At 42.3% G+C, this 19,186-nt stretch carries 15 protein-coding genes; 4 read left to right on the plus strand and 11 right to left on the minus strand.

What is annotated here, in order from left to right; genetic code table 11:
* Window positions 1–104: 104 nt before the first annotated feature.
* Entirely contained in the window at window positions 105–455 is a 351-nt protein-coding gene (locus tag CLV51_RS01885; RefSeq protein ID WP_106526316.1) for a hypothetical protein, read from the plus strand.
* A gap of 96 nt (window positions 456–551) precedes the next feature.
* Here the strand turns inward: CLV51_RS01885 and CLV51_RS01890 are convergent, their stop codons facing one another.
* Window positions 552–1,100 (minus strand): YciE/YciF ferroxidase family protein, encoded by a 549-nt coding sequence (locus CLV51_RS01890; protein WP_106526317.1) that lies wholly within the window; start codon window positions 1,098–1,100, stop codon window positions 552–554.
* Window positions 1,101–1,139: 39 nt separating this feature from the next.
* Window positions 1,140–1,367, minus strand: a complete 228-nt coding sequence (locus CLV51_RS01895) for a hypothetical protein (RefSeq protein WP_106526318.1) — start codon at window positions 1,365–1,367, stop codon at window positions 1,140–1,142.
* 312 nt (window positions 1,368–1,679) lie between these two features.
* Here CLV51_RS01895 and CLV51_RS01905 point away from each other — a divergent pair, with 312 nt between their 5' ends.
* Together CLV51_RS01905 and CLV51_RS01910 are read left to right on the plus strand one after the other, a co-directional pair.
* Window positions 1,680–3,119 carry a sensor histidine kinase gene (locus tag CLV51_RS01905; protein WP_106526320.1) on the plus strand — a complete coding sequence of 480 codons (1,440 nt, stop codon included), beginning with the start codon at window positions 1,680–1,682 and terminating at the stop codon, window positions 3,117–3,119.
* Window positions 3,120–3,216: 97 nt separating this feature from the next.
* Window positions 3,217–4,632, plus strand: coding sequence for a hybrid sensor histidine kinase/response regulator (locus CLV51_RS01910; protein WP_158266909.1), 1,416 nt, complete (start codon window positions 3,217–3,219; stop codon window positions 4,630–4,632).
* 3 nt (window positions 4,633–4,635) lie between these two features.
* Here the strand turns inward: CLV51_RS01910 and CLV51_RS01915 are convergent, their stop codons facing one another.
* The 3 genes from CLV51_RS01915 to CLV51_RS01925 form a co-directional block, all read right to left on the minus strand.
* Window positions 4,636–6,069 (minus strand): sigma-54-dependent transcriptional regulator, encoded by a 1,434-nt coding sequence (locus CLV51_RS01915; RefSeq protein ID WP_106526322.1) that lies wholly within the window; start codon window positions 6,067–6,069, stop codon window positions 4,636–4,638.
* Between the two features lie 77 nt (window positions 6,070–6,146).
* Window positions 6,147–6,569, minus strand: coding sequence for a response regulator (locus tag CLV51_RS01920; protein WP_106526323.1), 423 nt, complete (start codon window positions 6,567–6,569; stop codon window positions 6,147–6,149).
* Entirely contained in the window at window positions 6,517–8,787 is a 2,271-nt protein-coding gene (locus tag CLV51_RS01925; protein ID WP_106526324.1) for a glycosyltransferase, read from the minus strand. Before CLV51_RS01925 ends, CLV51_RS01920 begins: the two co-directional genes overlap by 53 nt.
* Before the next feature lie 422 nt (window positions 8,788–9,209).
* Between CLV51_RS01925 and CLV51_RS01930 the strand changes: the two genes are divergently transcribed.
* Window positions 9,210–9,488, plus strand: coding sequence for a hypothetical protein (locus CLV51_RS01930; RefSeq protein ID WP_106526325.1), 279 nt, complete (start codon window positions 9,210–9,212; stop codon window positions 9,486–9,488).
* 71 nt (window positions 9,489–9,559) lie between these two features.
* On the opposite strand, the gene CLV51_RS01935 is transcribed toward CLV51_RS01930, so the two are convergent.
* From CLV51_RS01935 to CLV51_RS01960, 6 genes are all read right to left on the minus strand, one after another.
* Window positions 9,560–10,582, minus strand: a complete 1,023-nt coding sequence (locus CLV51_RS01935; RefSeq protein ID WP_106526326.1) for an NAD(P)H-dependent glycerol-3-phosphate dehydrogenase — start codon at window positions 10,580–10,582, stop codon at window positions 9,560–9,562.
* A gap of 133 nt (window positions 10,583–10,715) precedes the next feature.
* Window positions 10,716–12,098 (minus strand): efflux RND transporter periplasmic adaptor subunit, encoded by a 1,383-nt coding sequence (locus CLV51_RS01940; protein ID WP_106526327.1) that lies wholly within the window; start codon window positions 12,096–12,098, stop codon window positions 10,716–10,718.
* A gap of 24 nt (window positions 12,099–12,122) precedes the next feature.
* A complete protein-coding gene (locus CLV51_RS01945; RefSeq protein ID WP_158266910.1) occupies window positions 12,123–13,472 on the minus strand; it encodes a TolC family protein in 1,350 nt (449 codons plus the stop codon).
* A gap of 148 nt (window positions 13,473–13,620) precedes the next feature.
* A complete protein-coding gene (locus CLV51_RS01950) occupies window positions 13,621–14,286 on the minus strand; it encodes an ABC transporter ATP-binding protein (RefSeq protein WP_106526329.1) in 666 nt (221 codons plus the stop codon).
* A gap of 78 nt (window positions 14,287–14,364) precedes the next feature.
* Window positions 14,365–16,773: an ABC transporter permease gene (locus CLV51_RS01955; RefSeq protein WP_158266911.1), complete on the minus strand. Its 2,409-nt coding sequence runs from the start codon at window positions 16,771–16,773 to the stop codon at window positions 14,365–14,367.
* A gap of 11 nt (window positions 16,774–16,784) precedes the next feature.
* Window positions 16,785–19,169, minus strand: coding sequence for an ABC transporter permease (locus tag CLV51_RS01960; protein ID WP_158266912.1), 2,385 nt, complete (start codon window positions 19,167–19,169; stop codon window positions 16,785–16,787).
* Between the last annotated feature and the right edge of the window lie 17 nt (window positions 19,170–19,186).

Here is a 19,186-nt window from a genome sequence, read left to right on the forward strand (position 1 = left end):
TTGGTATTATGTAAATGTTAACACAAATGGTACCAGTGTATCTTTCTAATACAACATCGCGGCATAAATTTTGGTTTTAGGCATTCAACTAAAACCCTTTTTTTATGGAAAAGCCAGGTGGTGAAATGACGACGCTGACGCGCATACTGGAAAAGCTGCATGAGAAAGGCTTTGATCATGAACTAAAGATGAGTGATCATGGCAGAATGCAAAATTCCGATGTGCAAAAAATCTATAATCCGGAAGATCTGACCATCATTAAAACCTATCGCTTTGAAGGCGAATCAGATCCATCCGACTCATCTATTCTTTATGTAATGGAAGACGTGGAAGGGCATAAGGGCTATGTACTGGACGCTTACGGCGCCTACAGCACACATGAAGAAGCAGGATACAATGAGTTTATTCAAAAGATAAAAGTAGAGGATAGAGAAGATCAGTTATTATTCGGGTAAATTCTTTATAGGAATTAGTTCTCAGATTTTAATAGGCCCCTGCAAATGCAGGGGCCTTACAGTTTCCAATTAACAATTATACAAACGTTTGTATTCCTATTCAGCTGCAGCCTCCTCGTTAACAGTAGAATCAGCTACTTCTGTAAGATGGCTGTCAGCAATTTTTTCTTCCAGTAAGGTTTGCTCCAGTATTTCTGCTATACCCATATATCCCATTACACTGGCCAGCGAACGTAAACTACCGTAGGCAGCTATTTCGTAGTGTTCTATCTTCTGGGTGGCAATGATAATGCCGGCATCTCTTACTGCACTGTCGTCCGCTGTATCCGCCACTATTCGCTGGCTTTCTGCCAGCAAGCCTTCCATGGCTTCGCATTTCTTTGTCTGTGGCTTCTTACCAAGCATTTTAAATATTTCCTCCAGTCTCAACACATGCCCTTTTGTTTCTTCCAGATGGTTTTCAAGGCGGGTAATTAACTCTTCTGAGGTAGCCGCTTTTTGCATTTTATGCAGTGCTTTAACAAGATTCTTTTCTGCCCAAAAGATGTCCTTCAATTCTTCCATAAATAATTCATGAAATTTAAACTCAGACACTTCGGAGGTTCTTCTTGCTACGCCATGAGCGGCTGTTTTGGAAGTAGGCATTGTACTTAATTTTTTCAGGTTAAAAAATAAATTGAAGTACTATTTCTGCGCAGGATATTGTCTTTTAAAAGCCTGCTCATTTCCTGGGTTTGCCTGTGGATCTGCGGGCTTTCTGGGAACATCCCTTTCCGGCACATCTGGTATTGGTTCAATCTCCGGCTTATCTGGCGGTGGTTGTACCGGTATTGGATCTTCTCTGCCTGGCTGTTGTTTATCCGGGGGTGATGGTTCGGGAATAGGTTCTTTATTTTTATCCGGGTTACTCATAACTCACAATTTTAATTGGTAAAAAGTAATCATAAAAGTCAAAGTTCATTCCAATGACTGATCACCTTAAAGATAAAACAACACATAACGTGCCCAAACACTTTACACCAATGCATTTGGGCGCACTTCCATCGTGGTACTGCGTTAGCAAAAAGGCATCTGCTGTAGTGTTCGCAACGCCTGTAGAATTAAATATCATTCTGTGGAATATGTTGCTCAGACAGCCCTCCCGGCAAAAAATCAGCGTTTTTTCCGGGAAATTGAGACATTAATAGTATATTGAAATGCTTTCTCACATTCGCTTGAATTCAAATGCATTTTTCAGTACACAAAAAAATACGTATTGGTTTTTTCATCGCTTTTACGGTTATCGTAGCGGCTTCTATATTCTCTTACCTGGTAGCTAAAAATTTGCTGGATAATGCCGGCAGACTCAACCATGCTATAGAAGTATCGAAAAGACTGGAAGTTATTACGCGTCAGTTGAAAGAAGCAGAAGCGGCCATCAGGGGATATAATCTCACCACAGATAGTTCTTTCCTGAATCCCAGCATGCAGGAAAGGATCAACAGCATTGAAAAAGAATATTTGTTGCTACGCAAGATCACCGCTGATAACCCGCGCCAACAAAGGCATTTGGATACCCTCCGGGAATTACTTGCTATTAAATACCAACAATTGAAGGTAGGCGGACAAATATCCACAGAGGATAAACAACAATCGTCCGTAAAGGAAGGTGAGAGATCTATGGATATGATAGACCGCAAAGTGCGGGACATGATACGTATTGAAGAAAACCTGGTTCAGGAGAAATATCAGCTATTTCATTTCTTCTCTGTAATGTGGGTGCCCATGATCTTCATATCCTCACTGGCAGCCATTCTGATTGGAATATATTCTTACGTAACATTAACGCGTGAATTCAAGTTGCAACTACATATAGAAAGTAGGATGAAATCTTATCAACGCGATCTGCAACAGAATATTTCTTTATTGAATAAAACCAACCAGGAGCTAGAACAGTTTGCCTATGTGGCTTCGCATGACCTGCAGGAGCCACTGCGAAAAATATCCACCTTCAGTGACCGGCTGCAAATGAAATACAAGGAACAGCTGCCACCTGATGCCACACAGCTGATAGACCGTATGGTATCTGCGGTATCGCGCATGCGTGTGTTGATCAACGACCTGCTGATTTTTTCGCGTGCGGGTCGTATTACACCGGAAATTGTTACGGAAGTAGATATGAACAGGTTGCTGCAGGAAGTACTGAGTGACCTGGAAGTAACGCTGGAAGAAAAAAATGTACTGGTAAAATATGACCAATTGCCACTTATAGAGGGTAGCGACACCTCTTTCCACCAACTGTTCCAGAACCTGCTGGCTAATGCCATTAAATTTGCGAGTCCTGAACGGCCGCTGGAAATAAATATTCATCATCAGATCTTAACAGGTCAGGAATTAGGGGTTGTTAAAGAAAACCGCTGGAACGATTTATTTTGCCGCATCAGCCTGGAAGACAATGGTATTGGCTTTGAGCAAGCTTATGCAGAGCGTATCTTCCTCATCTTCCAACGACTTCATGGTATCAGTGAATATTCTGGAACGGGTATAGGGCTGGCCATCTGCAAAAAAATTATAGATAGTCATAACGGCTATATACAAGCCTATGGCTATCCGGGTAAAGGCGCTACGTTTGTGATCATCTTACCATTAAAACAATCACATAAAAGTGATACCCATATAGCCTGATTAAAAGATTAGCACTTTTATTGCTGTGAATTGTCCCTATCCGATATTGCCAAACTTCCAATAATAAACGATGAGCGAGCGCCCAATCCACATTTTGATGATTGATGATGACGAAGATGATTTCTTTCTTGTAACGGAATTGCTGCGCGATATATCACCCGGACAATATGTGCTGGATTGGGCACCTACATACCAAAAAGGGATAGAAGCCCTGGAACGCAGTACCCATGACGTTTTCCTGGTAGACTACCGTCTGGGACCCAATACCGGTATTGATATCCTGCATCGCATTCAACAGATGCAATACCAGCTCCCTGTGATCATGCTTACCGGTAAAGGAGATTATGCCATTGACCGCGAAGCCATGCAGGCAGGCGCTTACGACTACCTGGTAAAAGGGGAAATCACCGCCGACCTGCTGGAAAGATCCATCCGGTACGCTTTGGATGAATATAGTCATCGCCGCACCATTGAAGAAAGTGAGAAAAAATACTATGGTATCTTTGAAAAAGCACATGACCTCATTTTATTGGCCGATTGCGATAGGAACATCATAGACGCCAATCCTGCTGCATTAAGAACCCTCCATTATACGAAGGAAGAAATGCTGAAACTCCACCTACGGGATCTTTTCATTTCTATAGAACAAAGCGAACTGTTTCTGGATAATATCTGCAACAATGGTATTACCAGCACGCAGGAGTATGAGTTTAAAACGCAGGAAGGGAAAAAGATGGTGGTACTTATCAATGCAGCAACGCTTGATGAAGCCGCACAAATCTTTCTTTGTGTAATACAGGATATCACTGATAAAAAAAGAGCGGAGCAGGAAAAACAACACCAGGAAAAATTTGTCATTACCGGCCGCATCGCGCGTGTTATAGCACATGAAGTAAGAAATCCACTCACTAATATATTGCTGGCGGTAAGCCAGTTTAAGGAAGAAGAAGATGTTGTTGCCAATGAAGACTCCGCCTTGTACACTGATATCATTGAACGCAATTGTACCCGTATTAATCAGCTCATTACTGAACTACTGCACAGCACCCGTATGATAGAGCTGCATATGGCCACTTATGGTATTAATGAGCTCATAGAAAAAGCCCTGCAGCTTTCGCAGGACCGGCTACAACTCAATGAAATCAGCTTACAGAAGAACCTGGCTTCGCCGGATGTGATGGTAAATGCAGATGAAGAAAAAGTAGTGATTGCATTTCTCAATATCATCATTAATGCTATTGAAGCCATGACGCCGGGTAAAGGAATACTAACTATTACGACTACACGTAATATGGATAAAACACAGGTGCAGATTGGTGATAATGGGATGGGGATTCCACAAGAGAAACAAGCGCGGTTATTTGATCCGTTTTATACCAGCAAATTAAAGGGCACCGGACTGGGATTAACCAGCACACAAAATATTTTATTAAATCATAAAGGAACAATACATGTGGACAGCGAGCAGGGAAAAGGCACCGTGTTTACCATTGCTTTACCCGCTGCCATGTAACGGTTAATAATTTATATTCAGCAACCGCAACTTATTGTACAATGTTTTGCGATCGATATTAAGCACCTGTGCTGCTTTGGTTTTGTTATACTTTACTTCTTTCAGCACATTAATGATCTTGTTATACTCTGCCTGCAATGCCACTGTTTTAAGATCGTTATCATTAGATATCATGGCCAGTTCTCCTGACACATGTACTTCTTCGGGCGTCTGTAAAAAAGATTCCTTCATTTCCAGCGGTAATGCACTCATCGTAATATCCTGCATTTCCGGTGTGAGTAAACAAGCCCTTCTGATCACATTCTTCAGCTCACGGATATTGCCAGGCCAGTTATATTGCCGGAAACAATCCCATACTTCAGGAGAAATTTTTCCGCAGGATTTATCCAGTTCTTTTTCTACCTGGCGCACAAAAGCAGCGGTAAATAATGTTAAGTCTTCCCGGCGTTCTCTCAATGGTGGAATGTAAATCGTAAATTCATTTAACCGGTGAAACAAATCTTCCCTGAATTTGCCACGCTGCACTGATTCAGACAGCTTTTCATTCGATGCCACAATGATGCGTACATCAATCGGAATTTCTTTTAAACTACCTACTCTGCGAATTACTTTTTCCTGTAACACACGGAGCATGGCTACCTGTGTATCATAGGATAAATTTGATATTTCATCCAGGAAAAGTGTACCACCCTGTGCTTGCTCAAATGCACCAATCTTTGTATTGATAGCACCTGTAAAAGATCCTTTCTCATGACCAAATAATTCACTGGCAGCGAGTTCTTTTGAAAGACTTCCACAATCCAATGCCACAAAGGGTTGTGTATTCCGCTTACTATGATGGTGCGTGAGATGTGCCACAGATTCTTTACCGGTTCCTGTTTCACCAAAAATAATCACACTGTAATCAGTTGGTGCCACCAGTTTTATCTGACGGGATAATTCTTTTGCACCTTCACTCTCGCCATAAACATATTTATCATTCTTGTCATTCTGATTACGCGATAACAATGTTTCTCTTGCTTCGGGTGCACTGCCGGCATCTACAGGCTGTACAGCCATGCGCTCCTGTTCTGATTCTTTATGTGCAAATGCTTTATGTACGAGGCTTAATATTTCATCAGGATACAATGGTTTGGACAGATAATCATAAGCGCCATTCTTTACCATTTCCACAGCTACCCGCACATCTGTATACCCGGTGATAATGATCACAATGGTGGAAGGATGAATCTGATGGATATCCTTCAATAGCTGAGCGCCGTCTGTATCTTTAAGTCTGTAATCACAGAGTACCAGATCATAGGCTTTCTCTTTCATCATTTTCAGTGCAGCACCGCCTGTCATTGTGGTATCTACACCAAAACCATGTTTGCTCAGGAATTTACTCAGGAGCGTACATATATTTATTTCATCGTCTATGATTAGAATATTTTTCATATTTCTTTAATATGTGGTATTTGGCAATAGCTACAATAGCTAACTAAAGTTACTAATTATCAAACTATAGGGACCTGTTAGCTTTTAATACTATCTATTAATTCGTCAACATGTTTTACGCTAAAAGGTTTAGCCAGAAAAAAGGCAGCACCTGCCTTTAAAGCGATTTGCTTTTCCATGGCATTATCGTAAGCACTGATAGTAATTACGGGCAACGTAGGGCATTTTTCTTTTATAGTTGGCAATGCTTCCAATCCTGATCCATCGGGAAGATGGATATCTAAAAAAAGTAAATCCGGTTGTTGTTTTTGCAGATATAACATTCCTTCGCCCAGTGCATGAACATACTTAACTGTATATCCATGGCGTACGAGGGTCAGTTGCAATAATCTGCATATGTCTGGTTCGTCATCTATTATGAGAATACTGGGCCCTTTCATTATATCGTCAGTTGAAACCGAGCCTTGCTGGCTCCAGGCTATCTTGTTTCTTTGTAACATATTTGTGTTTATTCCATTGTTCCATCAAAAGTCGGGCGATAAGATAACACACTGTAGATTCGGCCCCCTGGTTCTGGTTTACATTGTTCTTTTCCAGACCGTCGTAGCAGCCGTAAGTGAGTGGGTTATAGATCAGTTGTTTCAGATGATTATTGCCTAAATACCAACTGAATGCGAGACGCATTTTTTCCAGATACAAATGGTTTTTTGTAGTGTTATAAAAAGTATTCATTGCTAACATTGTGTAGGCAACTTCTATAGATTGCTCTCCTCCATCTTCTTTGTGTTCCTGGGCATTTTTATGATACCAGGTTTTATTACTGATCACTTTCATGTGACTGTCAGTAAATGTTTTACTGCAAAGGAAAGCAAGACTGTCCTCTGCTATTTTGCGATATGCTTCTATGCCTGTTACCTGGTAAGCCATCATCATGGCTTCAGGCAGTACGGCGTTGCCATAGGTCAGGTAGGGTTCATACCAATGCCAGTTGTCATCGGCTTCTTCCATGTAGGCATTATGCAATTTGGCTGCCAGTTTGCGTAAAATCTCCTCGGCTTCTCCACCCTGCCGGTAATGCAGGAAATAGTACAGGCCTTTTATTGTAAAGGCAATAGCGCGTGGGGAACTTAATGATTCCATCCAGCGTAAACATGGTCTGAACAAGGATAAAGCATCCTGTACGGCGTCAAAAGGCAGACTCCTGTGAGAATATAACGTATACCCTAAAGCCCATACAGCACGACCGTTGGCGTCTTCCAGGTTCACTTCTTCATTCATTTCACTGAATCCACCATCAATATTCACATAGTTCAGGAATTTACCGGAAGCCTTTTGGCAGTATCCGATAAAATCAATGTATTTGCGGCATAATGAATTTACAAAACTACTGGGCTTTAATTCGCTGCTGTACATGCATCCGGCAATGAGCGCACGGGCGTTATCATCCAGTGTATAGCCGAAATCAGGATCAGGTACATCATGTTTTGAAAACTGCAGCATCCCGAATTCATTTGTCATACGGTCAATATGATCCAGATAGGGAGGCGGCAGGTTAGGCAGTATTTTGTCTTCTACCAATGCTTCATTGATCACTGCCATATGTGCTATGGCCACATTTTCCCAGATGGAGCTGCGTGTTTTTTCTATAGCTGACTGGCTCATGTGCTGCCGCAGGGCAGGATCTCCCAGCAATCGCAGGGCTGCTGTTGCCAGCTGATCAGGATTGTTAAAGTCGATCAGACATCCGACACCGCCTTCCAGCATTTCCAGGGCCTGTGCAAAGGCCGTAGAGATGACCGCGCAACCTGCGCTCATGGCGTAAACGAAAGTGCCGCTTACCGCCTGATACGGGTCTTTGGAGGTAAAAAGATATATATCTGTGAGTGATAAATAATCGAGTAATGTTTTCAGCGAAAGATAGGAATTAACAAATCTTACATTGTTTTCCAGGTCAAGTTCTTTCACCAATTGTTCCAGAGAATCGCGATATCGTTCTCCTTCCCGTGAAAATATGACCGGGTGGGTTTTTCCGAGTATCAGGTAGATGGCATCGGGATATTCTTTAACGATATCCTTCATGGCCTTGATACCTACCTCCATTCCTTTGTTTTCGCTGAGTAAGCCAAAGGTGGTAAGGACCAGTTTCCCGTCCAGGTTATATTGTTTCTTCAGTACTGTTACATCTTCCACAATGTGCGCATGTGTACCATGAGGAATGTGAACGATCTTTTCTGCCGGTACCAGGTATACATTGCGCAGCAGTTGCGCGGAAGATTCGGTCATTACTATTACCTTGGCCGCCAGTGCGCTGATCAGGCTAACCACTTTGGTACATGCGTTATCCGGATACGGTAATACCGTATGAAAGCGAACTACAAAAGGCTTATCCAGCAAAGACAACATTGCTAACAGGTTATGTCCGTACTCACCGCCATACAGCCCAAATTCATGCTCAAAACAAACCAGGTCTATTTTATTATTCTCATTTATACGTTGGGCAAAAGCAATACAATCATCAATATCAAATGGATTAACGGAGTACAGCACCGGTGCTTGTTTGCTGGTCATAGGTTTACCTGACTCTTCCAATGCACATATTTCAATATTCAGTTTGCCTGCGAAACTCTTATGCATGGCATTCACCAGATCTTGCGCAAAAGTGGCAATCCCGCATTCACGGGGCGGATAAGAGGTGACAAAAAGCAAGGTTCTATTCATTGGTCAAAAATTTTATGCAGCTCCAGATAGCGTTAACAAGGACCCCAGATTTAGGGACATAGTATGATCCAAATATCAATCCAATACAATCCTTGCAGGGTTCTAGCCGATTGCTGCGATGAAGACGGGGAAAATATTCCACACAAATTGTGGTTTCCACAAATAATGAGGGGCAAGCATATGCCTTTGTGGGGTTATTTACATTCTATTAACAGTCTATATAAACAGATTTTATTACATTTATATCAACCTGGGTGAATATAGCGAAGTTTTAGTTCACAATTGTAAAAAGATATTTTTTCAATAGTATACAATTTCGCTTTTTTGTCTGAATTAGCTTATTTTAGCTAAAGCATCCAAGTTTCTCAGGTTATACCATACACAGCTCAACCATTTTCTCACTTTAAAACCTGCCCGCCCTTATGCGAAACATTGCATGCACTTTTAATGTAGATGGTATACCTACCAAGGTTAATTTGCGGAAACTCCCCCGGGAAAGACGGTTTCAGGCTGTTATAGACCGCAGTATCACAGAATACATCATATCTGATGAAACAAATGAAATTGAGTATTACGAGGGGCCTGAATTAAGCGAGTACCTGTTTACCCGTATATCAGCACTGATACGGCAGTATTTCCCAAATGTGAAAGCTATTATGAAGATTGGGGAAGATAATTATGAGGATTATGATGATTATTAGCAGCTTTTAGCAATTAGCTTTTAGCTTTTAGCATCTCTTACTAAAAGCTAAAAGCTAATTGCTAAAAGCTGTTAGATAAACCCTTTCTCCAGCGCCAGGAAGGCCTCTGAAGGATGCACCTGTTGCCACAGGATTGCATAAACAGCTTGTGCTACGGGCATATACGCACCTATATTCCGGTTCATTTCGTGCATACACTTACTGGCGTAGTAGCCTTCTGCAATCATATTCAGCTCCAGCTGTGCTGCTTTTACGCTGTAACCCTTACCAATCATATTACCGAAAGTACGGTTGCGGCTATGCAGCGAATAACAGGTAACCAGCAAATCACCCAGGTAAGCACTGGCATTGTAGTTATGTATTACAGGCGGCGTGCCTTCTACAGCAGCTTTCTGTTCTTCATATTTCTCTAAAAAACTTTGCATTTCCCGGAAACAATTGGTAATAAATACACTCAGGAAATTATCTCCATATTCTTGTCCGTGTGCGATACCAGCACCCATTGCATAAATATTTTTGAGTACAGCGGCTAACTGCACACCTATCATGTCTGTGTTTACGATGGTTTGCAGGTAACTACCGGCAAATTTATCTGCAATAAGCTGGGTGTGTTCAGGATGTGTACCTGAAAAGGTAAGATAGGACAGCTTTTCGTTGGCCACTTCTTCCGCATGACAGGGTCCGGTGATCGTAAAGTATTGGTCTGTCGGCAGATTAAACTGTTGTTCCAGGTACTCATTAATGAGCACATTGCTAGTGGGAACCAACCCTTTAATAGCGGATATCATCTTTTTATTTTGCAAAGCATCTGCAGGAAGCTGGCTTAAAACGTCTTCCAGAAAAGCGGAAGGTACCGCCAGTACCAGCTCATCACAAGCTTCCACTACCGCCAGCAGATCATTGCTGAGCGAGAGCAGGCTGGTATCAAAATATACTGACGTGAGGTAATGTTTATTGTGATGACGCAGCTGCATATGACGGATGGTATCTTCATTCCTGATCCACCAATGTATATGTTGCCCGTTATCTGTCAGGATCTTTGCCAATGCAGTAGCCCAACTGCCACTACCAATTATACCAATGCTATTGCTCACAGTGCAAAATTTTTATGCAAAATAAGGAAATAGCTGTTAGCTTTTAACGATCCCGTTTTAGCAATTGCATCTGAAAATAAAAAAACCGGATGTTTCCATCCGGTTTTTTTATTATGTTTCTAATAGCTAACCGCTATTTGGGTTGTCCTTCAAAAAGCTGCGCCTTCGGCACTACCTGCACTTTTTTACCATTACTCAAAGTACGGGAGATGGCGCTGTATGGTGCGCTGATCACCTGATCACCTTCACTTAAACCAGACAGGATCTGTATGTTGGCATCGTCCTGTACCCCTGTTTTTACAGCTACCATTTTAACGGTATTGTCTTTTTGCAATACAAATACGATCTCATTCAGTACAGGCTTTGTATTGGCAGCTGAGGTAGGTGTAGTATTATCCTGCGTTGGTTGCTTCTTATCATTACCGGATTTGGTAGAATCCGCGTCACGCGTAGTTACGGCGTTGATAGGAATAGTCAGCACATCATTTACATGTTTGGTTTGAATATTCACGCTGGCACTCATACCCGGGCGAAAAGGAAAACTTTTCTTTAGGCTGGGATCAATCAGATCTTTATAGCTGCTTGCGAGAATACGAATATGCACTATATAACTGGTTACCTGCTCTGCGGAAGATGCTGATGCAGCAGTAGCTGTGGCAGCACCTTTACTGGAACTGGCAATCTGCGTTACAATTCCTTTGAACTGACGGTTGTTGTAAGCATCTACTTCAATGATAGCAGTATCGCCGTATTTTACTTTAGGTACATCATTCTCTCCAACATCTACCTGTACTTCCATGGCATTCATATCTGCAATACGCAGCATTTCAGTACCGGTCATTTGAGCAGTACCCACTACGCGCTCCCCTTTCTTTACAGATAACAGGGAAACAATGCCACTCATAGGTGCCGCAATAGTGGTACGGCCCAGGTTTTTATTGGCCTCGTTGAGGTTGGCCCGTGCACTCTGTACCGCAAATTTGTTACTGTTTATCGACTGTACAGCTGCATTATAATCAGCCAATGATGCGAGATAAGTAGCTTCTGATGTTTCAAATTCTACTTTGGAAATCACTTTCTGTCCAAGCAATTCCTTGTTACGATTGTACGCTGCTTTATTCTGATCCAGACGGGCTTTAAAGGAATTCAGAGAGGCGGTAGAATTAGCCAACTGTGCCTGCGACTGACTCATGGAAGCCGCTGCCTTATCCACCATAGAGCCGTAGATATCAGCGTATATACGTGCCAGTACCTGTCCTTTTTTTACGGAATCTCCTTCCAGCACAAGCAGGTCGGTAATTTCGCCGGATACATCGGAGCTTACTTTTACTTCTATTTCAGGATAAATTTTTCCGCTGGCAGTAACCACTTCAATGATATTCTTGCGGGATGCCTTGTCTACAGCAACTTTGGGTGCTTCTTCCTTACCAATAACCCCGGATGCTTTAAGTACCAGGAGCAAAATAACGAGTGAACCAAGTGTGCCTATGAGCCAATAAAGTGTCTTTTTCTTCATAAAGCAGTTTAATTTCCTGGAAGGCTACAGGGATATTTTTTGATCTCTGTAATACTCCAGCAATTTCATTTTAAATATATAATCGTATTGCGCAGAAACCTTGTCGATCTGGGCTCTGAACAGTTTACTCTGCGTTGTGATATAATCAATGGTGTTCATTAATCCGAGATTAAAGCGTTTGGTGGCAAAATCATAGGATTTCTGCGCGGCCATTACACCTGTTGTGGATGCGTTGTATTTCTGCAGAGCAGCTACCGCATTGGCATGAGCGGTATAAATATCCTGTTTAAGTTTCTGATTATCCAGGTCACGAACCAATTGCTGGCTATAGATATTCACCTTGGCTTTGGATGTTGCTGTACGTGCCTGCCAACCACCAAATATTGGAATAGATAAGCCCAGCCCTATTTGTTTTTGCAGGTTATTGCTCACCTGGTCGTTAAATGGTATTGGCTTACCTGCTAAGGTAAAGAAATTATTCGCATAGGTAGTGTACATCGCACCATTAATCCCAAGGGATGGATACATTTGGGCACGGGTAGCTTTGTATGCTTTAGTGGCACTCTGAATTTTTAACTCATCAGATTTCACCAAAGGATAATTTGTTTGCGCAGCACTGTATACCATTTCCGGAGCCATTTCATCTAAACGTGCCATTGGCAGTGAAAATATGTTTTCCGGAATGTCTGGTTGAAAAGGGATGTCAAAACCCAGGTTCAGATAGGCTTTCATTTGTAGTATGGACAGAATCACATTATTCTGTGCAGTAACCAAACTGGTGCTATCCGATGCTAACTGCGCTTCCAGGTCGGCCTGGTTACTTTCCGGCACAGAACCCGCAATGACGAGTTTTTTGGTATTCTCCAGGTTAGAGCTGGTAAGCTTTACCTGGACCTCGTTTACTTTTACCTGTTCATTATTAAGCAGGATCTGCAAAAATGCGGTAGCCACATTGAAAGCGAGATCATTACGTGCCTTTTCCAATAAAAAGCTGTTGGATTCAACATCAAATCTGTTGGCTGCGATCGTATTTGCTTTAGAAAACCAGTTAAAAATGCTTCCCTGCATATTAAGACTTGCATTGGAAGAAAAATAAGACTGATTTACGTAGGTATTTGTCTGGGGACTGGGGCTGCGGCCATCTGTATAACCACCATTCATACTGCCATTTAAGCCAGGAATGAGGTTCAGACGACTTTGCTGCAGCGTAAGTTCCGCCAGGCGTTTTTGTACCACCTGCTGTTTTACCTGTAAGTTGTTTTGCAAAGCATAATCAACACAACGTTGCAAACTCCACGTATCCTGCGCTACAGCTGATGTTATGTTAGCAAACAATAAGATCAGGATTACTCCTGTGATTCGGGATATTCTCATAACATGCCAAAAATATAATAATTGTGATGATACTTTTCCACCCTTCTTGATAGAAGGCAAAATTTTAGTAGGTATGGCATCATATCCCACTAATTGAGTGTACAACATAATCTTTTTTTTACAGATTTTTAAAAGTGATGCGGCTTTATTATGGTTGAATATGCCCATCACGGATCTGGATGACACGGTTGCCATAAGTAGCATTCACATCAGAGTGGGTAACCTGTATGATCGTTATTTTATCCTGCTCATTCAGGTGTTTGAATAGCTGCATGATAATTTTAGCCTGATCAGAATGGAGGTTACCTGTAGGCTCATCCGCCAGAATTACACGGGGCTCTCCTATAATGGCACGGGCAATACCCACCAGTTGCTGCTGGCCACCAGATAACTGGCTGGGGAACAGGTCTTTTTTAGCCACCATATTAAAACGATCCAGCACATCGGCTACCCGGCTTTTCCTTTCTGAGGAAGGTATATTTTTATAGAGTAATGGGGTCTCAATATTTTCGTATACCGTCAGCTCGTCTATCAGGTGGTACGCCTGAAAAACAAAACCAATGGAACCGCGGTGCAGTTGGGTACGTTTCTTCTCGTTCATCTTATCTACCCTTTCTCCTTCAAACAGGTATTGTCCTTCAGAAGGTTCTTCCAGCAATCCCATAATATGCAGCAGGGTGGATTTACCGGAACCGGAAGGCCCCATAATAGACACAAACTCTCCTTCGTTAATAGTAAGATCAATATCTTTCAGGATATCATTTTTTCCGAATCCAACCGGGTAATGCTTGGAAATTTTCTGCAATTGTATCATGATCGGTTTATTTTTTGATTAATTGTTTATGCCGCCGTACATGGCTTAGCAAGATAAATAAAAGTAATTGCTAAACATTTACTCGGACCTTAATGCATTGACCGGGTTGCTCCATGCTGCCCGGATTGTTTTTACACTTATAGTTGCCAGCGCCAATATGGCCATCACAGCGCCACCAATAGCGAATATCCACCAACTCATAGCTGTACGGTAAACAAATGACTCCAGCCAGTGATGGATAACCCACCAGGATAACGGTATCGCCAATACGAAGGCAATAACTACCAGCTTCATGAAATCCAGGGTTAGCAAACTTACCATTTGCCAAACGGTAGCACCCAATACTTTACGGATACCTATTTCGCGGGTACGCTGATTAGTAGTGAAAATTACCAGTCCTAATAAACCCAAGGCACTGATAAAAAAAGCAAGACCAGCACACCAGTTTAATAACCGTGCGGTTTGTTGTTCACTAGTGTAGAGATTTTCAATGGTTTTGTCCAGAAATTCATACTTGAATTCATCCCTGGGATACACCTCTTTCCAGGCCTTTTCAATTTTGGTGATGGCATGACTCCATACCATACCACCTTTGCCCGGATTGCGCAAAAGCACGTGCATAATGCGGTGCTGCTCAGCGGCTGAACTGGTAAGCGCCATAGCGGGTATTTCTGTATGCACACTACGGGTATTAAAATCACTCACCACGCCTACTACCGGATGGTTGTTAATGATCACCCCCAGTATGCCCCGTGGATCCTTAAACCCGAAGGCTTTCGTGGCCTTTTCATTCAGCACCCATTCTGAGACGGTATCGCTTTTCTTCAGATTCCTTCCGGCTAATATTTTAAGCTGGTAAACTTGTACATAAGCAGTATCACCATAGCGCATTTCCACATTTTGCGCGATCTCCTTTTTACCATCTTTATAAATAAAAATATTGGACATAGATCCGTCCATTGCTGGTGTTTGTCCTCCCATACTCACCATGGCCACTTCCGGAATAGTCCTGATCTTTTCTTGCAGGGTATTACGGAGATTATATTGCACATTGTAATAAGGTGTTGCCACTGTAATAATGGCGTCTTTCCTGAAACCCATATCCTTATTGAGTGAATAATGGATCTGCTTACTTACTATCAGCGTGGCAATGATAAAAAACTGCGCTACCATAAACTGCGATATCGTCAGCGTTTTACGCAGCCATACTTTGCCACCTGCCGCATTAATTTGTCCTTTTAATACTGCCACCGGCTGAAAGCGTGCCAGTACCAACGCCGGATAAATACCAGCCAACAATGTAACTACGATGGACAGTCCCAATAAAAACAACAGTACCGGCCATGTATATAATGTTGTGTCAGATAAGCCATCCGGCAAAAATGATTTAAAAAACATCAGCAACAAAGGTGCTACCATCAAGGCTGTAAGTGATGCAAGCAGGGTAAGCATAAATGTTTCGCCGAGAAATTGCAACATCAACTGCTGAAACGTACCACCCATTGATTTACGGATACCGGTTTCCCGGGCCCTGCGCGATGCCTGTGCAGTAGTAAGATTAATAAAGTTGATACCCGCCAATACCAGCAACGCCAGGGCCACCAGACTAAGGGCATATAACTGTTTTAGATCAGCATGATTGATATAATCAGGGTAATCTGTATTGAAATGTATATCGCTGAAAGGTTGCAGCTGCATAACAGTGCGGGAATTACCTTCACCCTTATGTTGATTCCCGAGCATGGACAACTGCGCGGTTACCTTAGCCATATCCACGGTGGACTTCAGTTTCACCAGCAATTGGGTGGAGGAACTGATATTATCCCATCCGCTTGATACATAATATTGTTTTAATCCACTGCCATACACAGTGGCTATGGACACAAACTCATTAAACTTAAAATCAGAATTCCCCTGCAGATCGGATACCACACCGGAAACGGTGGTATGAATAGAATCATCATACACGATTTCTTTTCCTATTACATCTAATGGCGACAATCCGGGGAAATAAGTGTGGGCACGGCTTTCTGTTAACACCACCGTAAATGGCTGCTGCAAAGATGTTTGAGGAGAGCCTGATAACCACTTATACTGAATCAGGCTGAAATAATCTTTATCTGCGTAAATAATAACTTCTTTACTTCTAAACTCTTTCCCTGCAATAGCTATTCTATTAGTAATATCATTTATAAAAAACGGCGCCGCCGTTTCCACTGCCGGAATATTTTCCCTCATGGCAGCTGCCACTGGTACTGATACACCAGCACTCCTCACACTATCGCCTGTAAAATAAATATGAGAAACTACCCGGTAAATACGATCGCTGTCTTTATGAAATTTATCAAAACTGTTTTCATAATGCACCATTAAATACACCACCAGTGCAGCGTTGATACCCACCGCCAATCCCATGATATTGATCAGGGAAAATGCTTTGTTGCGCCAAATGTTTCTAAAAGAAACCAGCAGGTAATTTTTAAACATAATATAAGAATTTATTCTGAGCGCAGACTCTTTATAGGGTTCATCAATGCAGCTTTTACCGATTGCAAACTCACCGTCAGTAAAGCAATAAATATGGCGATTGCACCAGCTGCCAAAAAGATCCATATACTCAGGACTGCGTGATAAGCAAATCCTTCCAGCCAATAATGCATGGCATACCAGGCCAATGGAGATGCGATACAAAGTGAGAGGATAACAAGTTTCATGAAATCCTTTGATAAAAGCGCTACCACACTGCTAACGGAGGCGCCCATTATTTTTCTGATACCAATTTCCTTTGTACGCTGTTGCGCAGTAAAAGTTGCCAGGCCTAATAATCCCAGACAGGATACCAGGATAATCACCGTGGAAAAAGTGGATAAAATTGCACTGGTTCTATATTCTGCTTTATATAGTCCATCAAACTCTTCATTCAGAAAATGATATTCAAATGGTACACCCGGAAGATAATCTTTCCAGATCTTTTCTACACCGGCTATTACTGGCTGTTCATTGTTGCCGCTGGTTTTTATAAGTATCTCACCAAACCAGTCATACTCCGGAAAAACAATAATAGGTTCAATTTTGCTTTTCATGGAGGCGAAATGAAAGTCCTTCATCACTCCCTTTACAGGCCCTGTGCGGCCATTCATGCTCAATCGTTTTCCGATAGCCGTTTCAGCTGTCCAACCCAGGTGTTTCACAGCTGTTTCATTTAAGTAGAAATGATATACACGTTTATCATCTTCCTTTAAAACATCCTGAATATCAGCACCTGTTAAATCTTCTCCTGAGGCTAACGTTATGCCCATAGTTTTGATATAATCTTTTTCTACAGGGATAGCAGTAATATTCATGTTATAACCGGCTGGTTTACCTTCAACGTAACTCAGCCCATAACCACCACCAACTGCCACCGGCGAATCGTAGGAAGCACTGACCAACTGTACGCCTGATTGTTGCAATAACTTACTTTTAAAGTCTTCCAGCTTCTTTGGGTTAAGCTTCTCCCCATCCAACACCAGCACCTGTGAGCGATCCAGTCCCAGTTTTTTATGCTGAATATAAAACAGTTGCCTTCCAACTACCAGGGTGCAAATAATAAAAAACACAGATGCCGCAAACTGAAAAACAACCAACGTTTTACGTATACCTCCGCCGGTAGTTTTGTTCAGCGCTCCCTTCAAAACCTGCACCGGGCGAAATCCTGACAGAAATAAAGCCGGGTAAGTAGCCGCAAAAAAAGTAGTGCATAAAAATATACCAATCAATAAAATACCCAGTCGATAACCGTTATACCGGCCTACCTCCAGGTTAGTATTCGCCAGGTTATTAAACGCCGGTAATAATATAAGTGCCAGCGCAATGCCGGTAACCATGGCCGCAAAAGTAATGAGTGTGGATTCTGCGATAAATTGCCAGAACAATTGTCCACGCTGTGCCCCTAAAGCTTTGCGCACACCAATTTCCCGGCTTCTGTCGGAAGAACGGGCAGTAGCCAGGTTCATAAAGTTGATACAGGCAATCAGCAACAGTAATATCGCAACAATAGTGAGGATATAATTATAGTGGATATCACCACCGGCTTCTGTTGAATGGCTGGCAATGGAAGACAGATGAATACCTGTTACCGGCTCAGGAACAAAGTCAAAAGTAACACCGGCCGGGGCTGCTCCCCCTATTTGATCCCTGATCAGGCTTTTTATCCTGTTGTGCAAACCAGGAATAGTGGCATTATCTGCCAACTGCACATACGTATAATAGTTGGGGGCATTCCAGTTATCTTTCTTACCCATAGATGCATAGCTCGCCACAAACTGAAATTTCAGGTGTGTGTTGGAAGGCACATCTGCCGCTACACCTGTTATCAGGAAATCTTTATCGTTATTAATTTTTATTGTTTTACCTACAACATCAGTAGTACCAAAGTATTTTTTTGCCATACCAGCCGTCAGCACCACCATATCCGGTCCACTGAGTACAGTAGCGGCATTCCCCGACAGTAAAGGGAAAGAAAACATCTGAAAAAATGCTGCATCGGCATAAATGAAACGTTTCTCATTCATCACTTTATCTCCATTCTTCACGGTAGCGCCTTGCGGGTACACGCGGGTCATCGCCTTTACTTCCGGAAAATCCTTCATAGCAGGCCCCAAAGCACTTGGATTCATTGCCACATGCGCTACCGGCTGGTCTTTTTCTCCATAATCCATGCGTATGCGGTACAGCTGCGCTGCATGCTCATGAAATTTATCGTATGTCCATTCATTTTGCAGATATAGGGCCAGCAGGATAAAGCTGGCAATACCTACGGCCAGTCCGGATATATTGATAGCAGTATAAAGCTTGCGTTTCACAAGATTTCTGGCAGCCGTTTTCAGGTAGTTTTGCCACATATGAGATTCCATTTTTT

Source organism: Chitinophaga niastensis (assembly GCF_003014755.1).
Classification (GTDB): Bacteria; Bacteroidota; Bacteroidia; order Chitinophagales; family Chitinophagaceae; genus Chitinophaga; species Chitinophaga niastensis.

Coding starts and splice junctions, on each gene's coding strand:
- CLV51_RS01885 (WP_106526316.1), top strand. CDS start 105: ATGGAAAAGCCAGGTGGTGAAATGACGACGCTGACGCGCATACTGGAA.
- CLV51_RS01890 (WP_106526317.1), bottom strand. CDS start 1,100: ATGCCTACTTCCAAAACAGCCGCTCATGGCGTAGCAAGAAGAACCTCC.
- CLV51_RS01895 (WP_106526318.1), bottom strand. CDS start 1,367: ATGAGTAACCCGGATAAAAATAAAGAACCTATTCCCGAACCATCACCC.
- CLV51_RS01905 (WP_106526320.1), top strand. CDS start 1,680: ATGCATTTTTCAGTACACAAAAAAATACGTATTGGTTTTTTCATCGCT.
- CLV51_RS01910 (WP_158266909.1), top strand. CDS start 3,217: ATGATTGATGATGACGAAGATGATTTCTTTCTTGTAACGGAATTGCTG.
- CLV51_RS01915 (WP_106526322.1), bottom strand. CDS start 6,069: ATGAAAAATATTCTAATCATAGACGATGAAATAAATATATGTACGCTC.
- CLV51_RS01920 (WP_106526323.1), bottom strand. CDS start 6,569: ATGTTACAAAGAAACAAGATAGCCTGGAGCCAGCAAGGCTCGGTTTCA.
- CLV51_RS01925 (WP_106526324.1), bottom strand. CDS start 8,787: ATGAATAGAACCTTGCTTTTTGTCACCTCTTATCCGCCCCGTGAATGC.
- CLV51_RS01930 (WP_106526325.1), top strand. CDS start 9,210: ATGCGAAACATTGCATGCACTTTTAATGTAGATGGTATACCTACCAAG.
- CLV51_RS01940 (WP_106526327.1), bottom strand. CDS start 12,098: ATGAAGAAAAAGACACTTTATTGGCTCATAGGCACACTTGGTTCACTC.
- CLV51_RS01945 (WP_158266910.1), bottom strand. CDS start 13,472: ATGAGAATATCCCGAATCACAGGAGTAATCCTGATCTTATTGTTTGCT.
- CLV51_RS01950 (WP_106526329.1), bottom strand. CDS start 14,286: ATGATACAATTGCAGAAAATTTCCAAGCATTACCCGGTTGGATTCGGA.
- CLV51_RS01955 (WP_158266911.1), bottom strand. CDS start 16,773: ATGTTTAAAAATTACCTGCTGGTTTCTTTTAGAAACATTTGGCGCAAC.
- CLV51_RS01960 (WP_158266912.1), bottom strand. CDS start 19,169: ATGTGGCAAAACTACCTGAAAACGGCTGCCAGAAATCTTGTGAAACGC.